This is a genomic window from Acinetobacter sp. CAU_H_29a_1 (assembly GCF_058599505.1).
The window spans coordinates 3156228-3170546 of the sequence record NZ_CM178655.1 but is presented as its reverse complement, the minus strand read 5'-3'; the positions used below and the strand labels follow the sequence as shown (position 1 = coordinate 3170546).

The 14319-nt window shown below is 44.0% G+C and carries 6 protein-coding genes; 5 read left to right on the top strand and 1 reads right to left on the bottom strand.

The genetic code is table 11. The annotated features are described in order from the left end of the window. Positions 1-70 precede the first annotated feature (70 nt). From AC4MDD_RS15905 to recD, 3 genes are read left to right on the top strand one after another with little or no spacing between them, the layout of a single operon-like run. Positions 71-3751, top strand: coding sequence for an exodeoxyribonuclease V subunit gamma (locus tag AC4MDD_RS15905; protein ID WP_491881999.1), 3681 nt, complete (start codon positions 71-73; stop codon positions 3749-3751). Between the two features lie 3 nt (positions 3752-3754). Further along, entirely contained in the window at positions 3755-7507 is a 3753-nt protein-coding gene (locus AC4MDD_RS15900) for a UvrD-helicase domain-containing protein (RefSeq protein ID WP_491881998.1), read from the top strand. A 39-nt stretch (positions 7508-7546) separates the two neighbouring features. Next, positions 7547-9331 carry an exodeoxyribonuclease V subunit alpha gene (recD, locus tag AC4MDD_RS15895; protein ID WP_491882631.1) on the top strand — a complete coding sequence of 595 codons (1785 nt, stop codon included), beginning with the start codon at positions 7547-7549 and terminating at the stop codon, positions 9329-9331. Between the two features lie 698 nt (positions 9332-10029). On the opposite strand, the gene AC4MDD_RS15890 is transcribed toward recD, so the two are convergent. Continuing rightward, positions 10030-11328: a serine hydrolase domain-containing protein gene (locus AC4MDD_RS15890; protein ID WP_491881997.1), complete on the bottom strand. Its 1299-nt coding sequence runs from the start codon at positions 11326-11328 to the stop codon at positions 10030-10032. A gap of 241 nt (positions 11329-11569) precedes the next feature. Between AC4MDD_RS15890 and rpsO the strand changes: the two genes are divergently transcribed. Together rpsO and pnp are read left to right on the top strand one after the other, a co-directional pair. Next, positions 11570-11839: a 30S ribosomal protein S15 gene (rpsO, locus tag AC4MDD_RS15885; RefSeq protein ID WP_004692669.1), complete on the top strand. Its 270-nt coding sequence runs from the start codon at positions 11570-11572 to the stop codon at positions 11837-11839. Positions 11840-12099: 260 nt separating this feature from the next. Continuing rightward, positions 12100-14187 carry a polyribonucleotide nucleotidyltransferase gene (pnp, locus tag AC4MDD_RS15880; protein WP_491882630.1) on the top strand — a complete coding sequence of 696 codons (2088 nt, stop codon included), beginning with the start codon at positions 12100-12102 and terminating at the stop codon, positions 14185-14187. Positions 14188-14319 lie beyond the last annotated feature (132 nt).

Below are 14319 nucleotides of genomic sequence, written 5' to 3'. Positions count from 1 at the left end.
AACTAGAAGTATAGTCAATAATCTGTGTACTTTTGTAGATTTTTCATAAGATGGTTATTTGAGAGGAAACATGGCGATACACGTAATACAAAGTCAGCGTATTGATGTTCTGTTGCAGGCCATGCAAAAAACCGTCTTTAAACCAGCCAAAAATGCCTTTCAAGTGTTGCAAGCACAGCACTTTATTGTACCTTCACCTGCGGTTGAGGCCTGGCTAACACAAAAGTTGGCGGAGCAGCAGGGCATCAGTGCCAACACGCAGTTTCATCATCGTATTCGTGGTTTTCAATGGGCGGCTTATCAGTGGGTTTTGGTCGATCAAAAAGACGAAGTCCGTAAAGCGAATATTCCGCGATTGATTATTAAATGGCGTGTCTTCCAAGCCTTAAAAGAATTTATACAAGCTGAGCTGAATCCTTTAGAGGTTGCCCATCCGTTGTATCCGATTATTCAGCGTATCTATGCCAGTGCTGACCGTTTGCAACAGGGTATTGATAAACAGCTGAAAAAACAAAGCATGCTGTATTGGGTCGCGGAGCAGGTTTCACGGCTATTTAGTTTTTATATGGATTATCGTGGGCATTGCACCAAAGGTTGTCCACCGCAAAGTTGCCGTTGCCAGACCAATTGGTTACAAGCGTGGGGCAAAAACCAGCCGCTCGATTTGGAGCAGATGTTTTTTAAAACTCAGCAAGAACTCAGTACTTTTCAACTCAATCAAGCTTATGAATTGGAAGCGTGGCAGCGTTGGCTCTGGCAAGTGGTGTTCCATGCTGACTTTGAACAAATTCAGCGTATTGATACTGCATTTTGGGACTTACTCGATCAAGCCGAGACCCGAGACGCTGCGCTTAAAAAGTTACCTGCTCAGCTGGTGGTGTTTACGGTTTTAGATTTACCACCAAAGCAATTGGAGTTTTTGCATCGATTGGGGCAATACCTCGATATCTTTATTTTTCACTATAACCCGTCACAAGAATATTGGGCGGACAGTGTCGACCCCAACTGGAAAGCGCGTTATGACGCACGGGTGAAGCAGCGTTTTATTGAAAAAAATCCAAATGCCAATGATGCAGAGATTCAGCAGTTTTTTGATGAGTTTACCCTCAATTTTAATGCAGAAACCCGAGAATCTCGCCATCCTTTACTGACCCGATTGGGTAAACAAGCGCGCGACCATTTCTCTTTACTTTCCAGCCTTTCTTCAGGTGAAGATGGGGTGTGGGCCGATGTCTTTGTTGATGAATACCCAGAAAGTTTACTTGGTAAAATTCAGTCCGATGTCCTGTATTTGGTGGAGCCTACGCAGCATCAGTATGCCTTGGCTGAACAGGATGATTCGATACAGATTCATGTCTGTCACTCCAGCCTCAGACAGCTTGAAGTCCTCAAAGATCAACTGACGCATTGGTTGGCTCAGGGCACGGCTGATGCACCGCGACGTCCAAGCGATATTTTGGTGTTGACGCCCAGTTTAACTGAGCTAGAACCTTTTATTCGCAGTGTTTTTGCACCTCCTCCGCATGAGCGTGAAGCTTTGCAAAAAGGTCACCAACTCAGTAAAGACAGTATTTATTTGCCTATTAAGCTGGCCGGCGTGACTCAACTTGATGCTTTAAATGCATGGCGTGCTGTACTGGGACGGATGGTCTTGGTACGGGGGCGTTTCAGTATTGAGGACTTTGCTGATTGGCTCAGTTTAAATGCAACGCAGCAACGTTATGGCTTAGACATGAATATGATCGAGCGCATGACGGAGTTGTTGATCAACGCAGGCTTTAAGCGTGGATTGGATGCTGAACATTTAAAACGCAGTTTGGTCGAAGGGGATGAAGACTATCGTTATAGTCTGAAGTTTGCCTTAGATCGTTTGGCTTTAGGCGTCGCTGTACCAGAGCATGTGCTGTTTCATGAGACCTTAAGCTATGCCCAAGTACAGTCGAGTGATTTTGAGCTGATTGGTGTTTTGATTGAAATTTATCAGGATTTCAAACACCGTTCCGAGTGGATGATCGCGCATGAAACTGGACAAAGGACAACTGCGGAAACTTGGCTGAATCGTTTGATGGAAGATATTCGCGAGTTTGAAGCCTCAGGTGTCGAGTCTTTGGCCGCAGTGTATAAGATGGTCAAAAAACAAGAACGTATGCTGACCTTGGCGAGTTTCTATGACGAACACGACCATCATGCACTGCGCAGTTTAAGTTTACCTTTGCCTTATGTATTAGAAGAAATCCAAAAGACCTTAGAAGCGCAACTGGACTATGCAGAACCCACGGGGCAGATCACGTTTAGTCAAATTGGCCAGATTCGACCTGTGCCGTATAAGTTGATCGTGATGTTGGGCTTGGACAGTGGCAAGTTTCCCAACCGCAGTGCGCATTTGCCTTTTGACCTGATGGACTTGCTGAAGCCACAACTGGGAGATCGTTCCCGTTTGGAAGATGATCAAGGGGCTTTTCTAGATGCCTTGTTGTTGGCACAAGAGAACATATGGTTATTTTATAATGGCTTTGATATCAACGATGGTGAAGTCCGTGATCCGTCTACGGTATTGCAAGAACTGATTCAGCATATGGCCTTTATTGTGCAGCCTGACATACAAAGCAAGAGTGTCAATGCAACGGTTGATAAGCATGGTGTGACTGTCCCTGCACAGTTGGCATCGCTGTATCATGTCCATCCTTTATTGCCTTTTGATCCGCGTGGTTTTGAGTCTGAGCACAGTATTCGTTTTCAAGACCAATGGTTTCAAGTTGCGAAACAACTACAACATGCATCGGGACAGCGGAGCAGTTGGGTCAACACGCCTTATCCAAAATTAGAGCAAGACATTCAAGTGCTCGACAGTCAGCAGTGGATTCAGGACATCACTTTCCCTGCACGACTTTATCTCAAGACTTTAGGCGTGGAAAACTTAAAACCAGAAGAGGTTCCTGCAACGCAAGAGCCGTTACTGCTCGATGGTTTAGGACGTTATGCCATTCGTCATTTTTTACAACAACATGAGGCAGCGGCAGATGCCAATCTTTTGATGGATCAACTGCCGATTGGTAAAGTTCAAGATGGGGTCTGGCAAATGAGCGTGCTTGAACAGCAGCGCTTGCTGGCACGTTTACAACGCTATGCACCCGAGGCCACAGCCACGACCCAACAAGTCTGGAAGGTGAATGAACATTTGCAAATCAATGTCACCCTAGCCAAATTTAGTGCTGAAAAATGGGTCAGTGTAGAAGCATCCAGTGCTCGGGCAAAGCGCCGTGCCAAAGTTTGGTTAGAGTATTTACTGTGGTTGGCTTATGTCAATTTGGGTGAGGGCGGACAGCAATATCAACGCATCGTGGTGTTTAGTGACCGAACCATTTTATGTACTGGTGTGAGTTCAAATCAGGCGCGTGAATGGCTCAAACCTTGGTTGAAAGCATGGGAGTATGCACAAACTCAGCCTTTGGTTTTACCTGCGGCCTTGTTACTGAAAATTGCAGAAAAAGATAAAACGCATGAATGGCAACTGAATGATCAGGAGCAGATGGTGATTGCGGACATGGACGCCATTTATAAAGTGTGGGAAGAAGATGGTCGCTTTAGTGGTTTTTCAATGACTGAAAATGAAGCCAATAAAGCACACCGCGACTGGCAGTTTATTTTACAAGAGCAGGATGCCAAAGCATTACTTGCCCATGCCTGCGAGCAGTTTTCTTATGAACTATATCATCCGATATTTTTGCATCAGCAAAGCCTTGAGGACTAAGTCATGAAAGCACAGTCTCAGGTCACTACATCGAACATGTCTTATCAACCCATTGCCGATATGAGCTTTCAGGGCTTGCATTGGATTGAAGCTTCAGCAGGCACAGGCAAGACTTTTACTTTATCCAGTTTGATGGTGCGTATTTTTCTTGGGGCCTATTTGCCGAATCAGGTCATTGCAACCACCTTCACCCGTGCTGCCGCTGCGGAGCTGAAAAGTCGCGTTCGGGCACGCTTGGTTGAAACTTTACGTTATTTTGAAGGTTGCCAGAGTCTGACCGAGCGAGAAATACAGGCCAAAATAGCTGTTGAACAAGATCCGCTTTTTATCAAAGCACTCACAGACTATGCCCAGCGGGTCGGTTTTGCCCAAGAGCGTTTGAAGTTGGTGATCGATCAGTTAGATGAGTTATTTGTCGGGACATTGGACAGTTTTAGTCAAAAGTTATTGCGTGAGTTTTCTTTTGAAAGTGGCAAGATTGAGCGTGCAGATATCACCGATGATGCGCAGAGTTATACTCAGCAGCTCATTCATGATGTGTTACGCGAGTGGATTCAGGCACAGCCACAGCCTGTGGTGAATTATTTACTGTTAAAACAAAAATTAAAAACCGAACAGGCTTATGTGCCAATTGTTGAAAATAGTCTGAACTTTGCGTCGGCACAGTTTCAACAGGTAGAAAAACCTGTGCTTGATTTGACGCAATTTGAGCAGGCCATTGATCAATTTACCGCGCTGGATGTGGCGCAGATTGAAAGCTTGAAAGACTATTATGCACCCGAAGGGCAATACCATGCAGTGCTGGGGAAAAAGTGGCGTACCGATGCTTTGATGCAGCGTATTCTATGTCAGGATTTACCTGCTTTTTTGACCGCACTGAAAGAGCAACGAGCTTATGCTTTATTCGCGCCACATTTTGAAAAAACCTTAAAACATCTGACTGACCTTGCGACGAAAAAAGTCTTAAACAAATGTGCTGTAGATGTACTAGAACAGTTTGAGCAGCATCCTGTGTGGCGACAGGTCCGCAGTTTCTTAGACGCGTTGGCAGAGCTAGAGCTTAATTTGGATGTGTTGGATGCGTATTTGAAATATCACTTAAGTTCTGAGGTGAAAAAGCGATTACCACAAGTCTTGCAGCAAAAGAGTGAAACGACCTTTGCTCAGCAAATCCGTACCTTGTCAGAAGCCTTACAGGGCGAACAAGGCCGGCGCTTTGCTCAGTTTGTACAGGCACGCTATCCGCTCATTTTAGTGGATGAGTTTCAAGACACTAACCAAGACCAAGATGACATGTTGGCGCGGATTTGGCGGGATGAACAGCGTTATCATCAAGGCTGTATGATTATGGTCGGTGACCCAAAACAAGCCATTTATGGCTTTCGTGGGGGTGACATGCTGACGTATAACAAAGCACGTTTAGATGTTTTGGCAAAACACGGTCAGCAGTATAGTTTGAAATATAATCATCGCTCTGTGCAAATGTTGGTACAGGTGGTGGATGCTTTATTTCAACGCCAACAGGACTTTGGTGAGCAGGTCTATTACCAGCCTGTAGAAGCATGGACTCGACCACATCCCGCTTTGGTCGATACACAGGGTGAAAACCATGTACCGCTGCGCTGGCTGTTACTTGAAGATAAAAAAAATGAAGCTCAACAAGTGGCATGGAAAATTCGTGATTTAATCAACCAAGGCATTCAACAGCAACTCTATGTGGCAGATGATCCGCCACAGTTTATGGGTGCAAATGATATCGCGGTGTTGTCGAAAAACCATGATGGCTTGGACAAAGTTCAGTTTGAACTAGAGCGTTTGGGAATTTTGGTCAACCGTCCGTCTAAACGCAGTGTGTTTGAAAGTCAGGTCGCGAAAGATGTTGGTGCGTTATTGACCGCAATGATGCATCCTTTTGATGAAGCCAAGGTTCGCCGTGCGCTTTTGAGCCGGCTGTTGGCGATTGATTTAAAACAGTTACTAGAACTGGAAAAGCAAGCCAACGGTCTGAGCCAGTTTATGGCAGATTTTGATGACATTCGCGACATGTGGATCAACAAAGGCTTTTTAAGTGCATGGCAGTACGCTTTAAACCTGTTTAAAGTGTGGAAAAACTTGGTGGCTTACCAAAGCCGAGACAACGAACGGACTGTGGTTAATCTGCGGCATTTGACTGAGTTGTTGAGCCAACATAGTGAGCAGTTCCAAGGCGCGCAGAAATTGTATCATTGGTATCTCAAACAGCTGCATTTGCCTGCGGAACGTGAGTGGGAGCTGGAACGCAAACTTTCCAATGCCACAGGCGTACAGCTGATGACCATTCATCAGTCCAAAGGTCTAGAGTTTAAAATTGTGTTCTTGCTGGGTGCCGACAAAGACTTTAAGGAAATGAATAAAACCTTAAACTTTTCAACTCTGGAACAGATCAATCCGACGACAGGGCGGAGCGAGTTACAGCGCATCGTGGCAGTAAATGATGCCAACCTGTTAGACCCAGCCGCGATTGATCAACACAATGAGCGAGCCGAAGCAGAACAGCATCGCTTATGGTACGTCGCACTGACCCGTGCGAGCCACCGCGTGTATGCCTTACTGCAAGATCAGGAATATAAATCAAATACGGCATTGGCATTTTGGCGTGGCCAAGCCGGTAATCTGTTTGAACATCCTGCCAGTGGTGATGAGGGGCTGCTGACTGAAAAGCCGATTCGTTTACAGCCAGCCGAGCAGCAAGAGATCATTCAACTGCAAGCCTTGGCCTTTCCTGAACAGCGTTTTTATCCACGTTCCAAAACCAGTTTTAGTGCGTTGACACAGCATTTGAGTCGCAAAGAGGCAATGGATGCCTTAGCTGTTTTGAGCGAGAAAGTGGGCAGTGCGGATGACGAGATCAATCATCCTGTACTTGAGGATGTGGAACTGAGTCAGCCTTTGGCGTGGATTAAACGGCAGTTTCCAATGGGGACGACTGCGGGAACCTTCCTGCACGAAATTTTCGAGCACATTGACTTTCAGGACTCACGTGACTGGGGACTGGAAATTCATCGTCGTTTTAAAAATGATAGCCCCTTACTGTGGCAAGAGTTATTGGGCAAATATCAACACGAATTTGGGCAGGATGATGAAACTCAATTGGTGCTGTGGATGCAAGAATGGTTAGCAGATGTGCTAGAAACACCTTTACATGACAGTTTTCAGTTGAAGCAACTCAAAGCCGATGAACACTTGGCTGAGTTTCCTTTTTATTTGTCATTGTCCGATCATGTACTGGCGATTAAACGCATACAGGCATTATTTCAAGAATACGGCATTGATCTACTCGACTTAAATGAAGCCAATTCTGCTCGTTATCTGACAGGTTCGATAGACTTGGTTTATTTTGATGGTCAGCGTTATCACATCGCCGATTATAAAAGTAACTTCTTAGGGGCGGATCAGCAGAGCTATAATCATGACGCAATCCAATTGAATATGTCACATGCCAGTTATTGGTTGCAGGCGGGTTTGTATTTGGTGGCTTTGCATCGCTATTTAAAAGTGAATTTGCTGAACTATGACATTGAAAAACATCTTGGTCAGGCGAGTTATCTTTATTTGAGAGGGATGAATGGGCAGCCCGATCAAGGGGTTTTAAGTTGGCGTGCTAGCCCAGAGTTTATTTTAAGATTGGATGCCATCTTGGGTCATTTTGCTGAGGATACTTCTACTGAAAATCATGTAGGCAAAACTTCTGAATTAAGTGAAATTAGTCACTCATAAACAAAGAATTAAGCTGTGGATAACTTTGAGGATAACCGTGTGGAAAATGTTCGTAAAGCCAGTATTGATCAGGCTGCCGTGGTAGACACATGGTTAACACGTTGGAGTCAGTTTATTCAACAGTCACCGCTAAGTAAAACAGGGTTCACCGAAACCCGAAGTGAAATGATTCAACAGGTCCTTGAAGCAATGCTACGCGGTGAGAGTTGTATCTCGGTTGCAGCTGAAGCCGTCACAGTCTTAGATGATTTGGTGATGGATGAACAGCAGGCACAGCAACAAAAAGCGCCGTTTGTTTACGATGAACAGCAACTATATCTATATCGTTATTGGGCTTTAGAGCAGTCCTTAGCCCAGCAAGTGGCGCGGTTAAAACTACAAAACTTAACGCAAGTGGATATTTCAGCTTATGCCCATTTACTTGAAGATCCACACCAAAAACAGGCTTTGGCTATGGTGGCTGAGCAGGCGCTCTCGATCATTACAGGTGGTCCGGGCACAGGGAAAACCTATACCTTGGCGCGTATTATTGCGGTGCTCAAACAAAGTCTGCCTGATATTCGTATTGCGATGGCTGCACCGACAGGTAAGGCGGCGCAGCGCATGAAAGAAGCCCTTCAGAACTCTTTTCAAGATGAAAAGTTACAAAACTTCATTACCCCAGATTTGAAAAACTTAAACCCTGTGACGCTACATCGACTTTTGGGTCTTGGGAATACGCAGCAACCGCGTTTTCATAGCAGACAACCTTTACCTTATGATGTGATTGTCGTTGATGAAGCGTCAATGCTAGATTTAAATTTGGCACAGATGCTCTTTGCTGCCATGCCGAATCAAGCCCGTTTAATTTTATTGGGAGATGCCGATCAGTTGGCTTCGGTCGATGTCGGCTCTGTACTCGCCGATCTACAACAGGTTCCAGCTTTGGCTGAAAATAGAGTCAATTTGGTCAATAGCCGTCGTTTCAAATCAGATGCACGGATTGGAAAGTTGGCACAATTTATTCAACAGCAATCTTGTTTTGACTTAACGACGCATCCTGCCGAAAAACAGAGCGTATTGCATACTTTTCAACAGCAAGTAGTAAATGCCACGACGTTGAAGGCGGTTGAGTTGGATCAGGTCAAGGTCGATTATCTACAACTTGAATTGTTGCCTGAGCAGGCTTTATCTGCAGAGCAGTTACAACATTATTATGATCTGTTGATGCTCGGCTTTCAGGGCTATGTCGAGGCTTTAAAGCAATATCAGCAAAATCCTAATGAGTCTCTCGTACCCAAAGTGATTCAACATTTTGATGATTACCGTATTTTGGCAGCCATACGTCACGGCCATTTCGGCTTAAAACAGCTCAATCTGCAAATCGAGCAACGTCTATTAGAACAATCAAAACAAATCAAGCAGGGTGAGTGGTATTTAGGACGCCCTGTGATGATGACCTATAACGACTATCAGTTGGGGGTGTCGAATGGCGATATTGGCCTGTGTTTACAGCGTATACAACAAGGTAAGTTGCAGTTTGAGGTGTATTTCCCTAGTTTGGATAAATGGGTGGCCGCGACACGGTTACCCAAAAATATTGAAACGGCTTTTGCACTGACCATTCACAAATCTCAAGGCTCTGAGTTCACCCATACCACGGTGGTTTTAGATCGGCAGGCTGAAAAATTACTCAGTAAAGAGTTGATTTATACCGCAATTACGCGGGCGAAAAAAGTGGTCAGTTTACTGGTCGATGCCGATGCATTCGTACATGCTATGGTGACTCGAACCACTCGAGAAAGTGGTCTATCAAGAAAAATTAATCAACAAATTCAATTGTGAAGATTTAATAAACAAATAAGAGCTTTGTACGAAATGGCTTACAGGGATTCAGGAGATTTGCGCATAGAGCTTTGCTGAGGATTTTGAGAAGATGGCTTCACATAAAGAGCTCAACACGGAATGTTGAGTATAATCGCAAAAAGATAATAATAACGTCAGTAGACAGCGAACTTACAGTGAAGTAGGTGAAAGAGGAAACTTACAGCCGCTAAGCCTTGTAGTTTTGGGAGAGACTACAAGGCTTTTTTATATCTGATAAATTGGCAAAATGTGACAAAAAATAGCCATTCATTCATTGAAGCATAAAATACAGTTATAGATTGAATATTGAAGAGATACTGTCTCAGTATTGCACGGCTTATGCTTTTTTAAATTTAGTTCTTATGTATTTAAGAATTTGTTTTTAATAAATTAAATTTTTAATATTGCATTTTTTAGAGAAATTTAAGTTGAATAATGGAGAAAATCAGGAGTTTGTGTAAGCAATCGCTTACATGAAGATGAGTGAAATGCGACTTTTTTCTTCTGTGTGATGTGGCAAAATCTGTCACATAAGGATGTAAATGATTAAACATGGAATGTTTAATACAAGACGCGGAAAAGCGCATTATTATAATGATAACCAAAACAACAAGAACAAAAATAAAAGAACACTACAGCGCAAAAAAGCCCAAGTTTACTTGGGCTTTTTTTTATGCTCAGACTAAGTCTGTTTCGCTTCGATCGGTTGCAAATAATGAGCGACGTTGGTGCTTTAAGATTTTGGGACAATGCTTCGAGATTTGATAAAGCGTTTTCGCTAAAGCAGGTAAGTGGGTCCCGACGACAGATTTTCCTGTGGTTAATAGCGATACGCTAATATCACGTTCTGGATCGGCCCAGCAGAGAATATTGGAAAACCCGAGATGTCCAAAGGCTTGCCCAGTCATGGGTCCAAATAACCCAATAGGATTACTCCCTAACATTGGGCCTAAGGCATAACGCATCGGAACTAATAATGTCCGATCTAAACTGACTCCTGACGTGGCCAAGGTCGAGCGAAATACCGTTTGGGCACTCATGATTTGTTTGCCTTGGTATTCGCCACCACTCAAGAGCATTTCAAAGAAACGACTAGCTTGTTCCGCACTGGTATAAATGTTGCCCGCTGGGCAAATCGTGTCCATAAAGCGCGCATCATTGGTCACATCGACCGCCAACTGTAAACCACCACCCAGTACCCGATTAAGATAATGGTCTGTGCCTAAACGTGGATGTAGACCTGTGGCATAGTTTAAAGCGGCATCCGCTCGATACTCAGGTTTTAAACCATAGTTAAAGTAATCTAAGCCCATGGGTTTTTCGATATTTTCAGCAAGAAACTCGCGGGCTGTTTGACCCGTTACCCGCTTGATAATTTCCCCTAAAATATAACCCGACGTCACGGCATGATACGCCAGATGCGTGCCCGAAGCTGAAACGGGTTGTGCCGCATAAAGACGTTCTAAAATTTGATCTTGATTAAACAACAGTTCAGGTGTGACTTTGCTGTCAATGCGCGGAATGCCACCACGATGAGCGAGCAAATGGAAAATGGTGGCACGACGTTTACCGTTTACGCCATATTCGGGAATATAGTGGCTAATCGGATCGAGTAAATTCAGATCGCCGCCTTCATCCAACATATGAATCAGCATGGCTGTAACGATTTTAGAGGCGGAAAATAAGCAAACTGGGGTGTCGGGTGTGCCAATTTTTGCATCTACCGCTAAACCATCGGGTGAATTGCCTTGCGCATAACCAATGCTGCGGTTTAACAATATTTGTCCCTGACGACGTAAACAGAGGCTGATGAAAGGGTAGTTTCCTGTTTTATATAGGGACTCTATACTGGTCCAAATGCTTTGAATTTGTGCGTCATTCATGCCACCCAAGGTAGCGGAGACCTCATCCTTAGAACGAATCACGTGGTTGAGGTCATGGGGGACATAACAGGTATTGGCAGATAAAATTTTCACAAATTTCTCTCTATTTTTCGTTTTTATTGGATTTGAGTCTGATACTGAAAATCAGAATTGTCATGATTTGTGCAAAGCCGTCAGTTGCCGAATTGACTGCGAACATAAAACATTTTTGCAATATAGCGCTAGATCCCTTAAAATAATGCCTTGCTGTAGTGATGCACGGCAGTCAACTTGGTTTTGAAGAATCAATTTGATTTGTATCAAATGTAACTTATAAGCATCTCGGAGAAATCGAATGGCTTTAACAAACGCAGATCGCGCAGAGATCATTGCTAAATTTGCTCGTGCTGAAAACGACACTGGTTCACCAGAAGTTCAAGTAGCTCTTTTAACTGCTCAAATCAATGATTTACAAGGTCACTTCAAAGAGCACAAACACGACCACCATAGCCGTCGCGGTCTTATCCGTATGGTTAACCAACGTCGTAAGCTTCTTGATTACCTTAAAGGTAAAGACGCTACTCGTTACAGCGACTTGATTGCTGCTTTAGGTTTACGTCGTTAATTCGATTAAACTTTTATTTTCGGACTATCGCATTTTGAATGCTTTATTACTGAAAAAGAAAGTCTACCTTGCTTCTGTGAGGTAATGGGGAAGGGGCGAATGTTTCGCTCCTTCTTTGTGTCTTAAAATTATATTTTTAGTCTCTGGTGAGGTCGGCTTCTAAGCTTTGTCATTTATACAGTTGCCTGAAATGGCAATGTGAATGCCAAACCTTAGGGGTCTCCACTAGAATAAAAATCAGGAAAGAAAAATACATGTCTATGTTTAATATTATTCGTAAAGAATTCCAATATGGTCAACACACGGTTGTTTTAGAAACGGGTCGTGTTGCTCGTCAAGCGAACACTGTTGTGATCACCATGGGTGGTGTACAGGTTCTTGTTGCAATCGTTGCTCAACCAAAAGCAAAAGCAGGCCAAGACTTCTTCCCGTTGACTGTTAACTACCAAGAAAAACAATATGCTGCAGGTCGTATTCCAGGTGGTTACGGTAAGCGTGAAGGTCGTCAGTCTGAAGCTGAAACTTTAATTTCACGTCTTATTGATCGTCCAATCCGCCCATTGTTCCCAGAAGGTTTCTACAACGAAATCCAAGTAACAGCGACTGTTATTTCTTCTGACAAAACTATGGAAGGCGATATCGCTGCAATGTTGGGCGCTTCAGCTGCGATGTCTATTGCTGGTGTTCCATTTGCAGGCCCAATCGCAGGCGCACGTGTTGGTTTAATCAACGGCGAATACATCCTTAACCCAACTTTAGAACAGCTTAAGGAATCTGATCTTGACCTTGTGGTTGCAGGTACTGAAGCTGCTGTATTGATGGTTGAATCTGAAGCGAAAGAGCTTTCTGAAGACCAAATGTTAGGCGCTGTACTTTTCGGTCATGACGAAATGCAAATCGCAATTCAAGCGATTAAAGAATTTGCTGCAGCTGCGGGCGCAGTTGAATCTACTTGGGTTGCGCCAGTTAAAAACGAAGAACTTCTTGGTAAATTGAAAGAAGCATTCGAAGCGAAAATCTCTGAAGCATACACAATTGCTGTTAAGCAAGAGCGTTATGCAGCATTAGATGCGCTTCACGCTGAAGCTGTTGCTCAGTTTGTTCCTGAAGAAGATGAAACTGGTATTGGTGCTGAAGTTGACGAATTATTTGAAGACTTAAAATACCGCACAGTACGTGACAACATCTTGTCTGGGAAGCCACGTATTGATGGTCGTGATACAAAAACTGTACGTGCAATTGATGTTCAAGTTGGTGTGTTAGATCGTGCTCACGGTTCTGCATTGTTCACACGTGGTGAAACTCAGGCATTGGTAACAACGACTTTAGGTAATACACGTGATGCGTTGATGGTTGATACCCTTGCAGGTACGAAAACTGACAACTTCATGTTGCACTACAACTTCCCTGCATACTCTGTCGGTGAAACAGGTCGTGAATCTGGTCCTAAGCGTCGTGAAATTGGTCACGGTCGTTTGGCACGTCGTGGTGTTCAAGCAGTTCTTCCCGCGGCTGATCGCTTCCCGTACGTAATTCGTATCGTATCGGATATTACTGAATCAAATGGTTCATCTTCAATGGCTTCTGTGTGTGGTGCTTCATTATCACTTATGGATGCAGGTGTTCCATTGAAAGCGCCAGTTGCAGGTATTGCAATGGGTCTAGTGAAAGAAGGCGAGCGTTTCGCAGTTCTTTCTGACATCTTGGGTGACGAAGATCACTTAGGTGACATGGACTTTAAAGTAGCTGGTTCTGCGAACGGTATTACTGCACTTCAAATGGATATCAAGATCGAAGGGATCACTGAAGAGATCATGGAAGCGGCATTGAACCAAGCGTATGCGGGTCGTATGCATATCTTGAATGAAATGAACCAAGTGATTTCACGTGCTCGTCCTGAAATTTCAATGCATGCGCCGACATTCCAAGTGATCAACATCAACCCAGACAAGATCCGTGATGTAATCGGTAAAGGTGGTGCGACCATCCGTGCCATTACTGAAGAAACCAAAGCTGCTATTGATATTGAAGACAACGGTACTGTTCGTGTATTTGGTGAAACTAAAGCCGCTGCTGCTGCTGCGGTTGCAAAAATCCAAGCACTTACTGCTGAAATTGAGCCGGGTACAATTTACGTCGGTAAAGTCATTCGTATCGTTGAATTCGGTGCGTTTGTAAACATCCTTCCAGGTACTGATGGCTTACTTCACATTTCACAAATCTCGAACGAGCGTATTGCAAACGTGGCAGACGTGTTGAAAGAAGGTCAAGAAATTAAGGTACAAGTTGCGGATGTAGACAACCGTGGTCGTATCAAATTGACAATGAAAGACATCGAACAAGTTTAATCTCTTGTCAATTCACATGGTGTTTGCCATGTGAATTGAGTTGTCTTAGAAAAGCCTTGAGCTTGGCCAATTTAAACTTTGGCTTGCTCAGGGCTTTTTTTATGGCATCATGCTGGCTAAGACAGACAATAA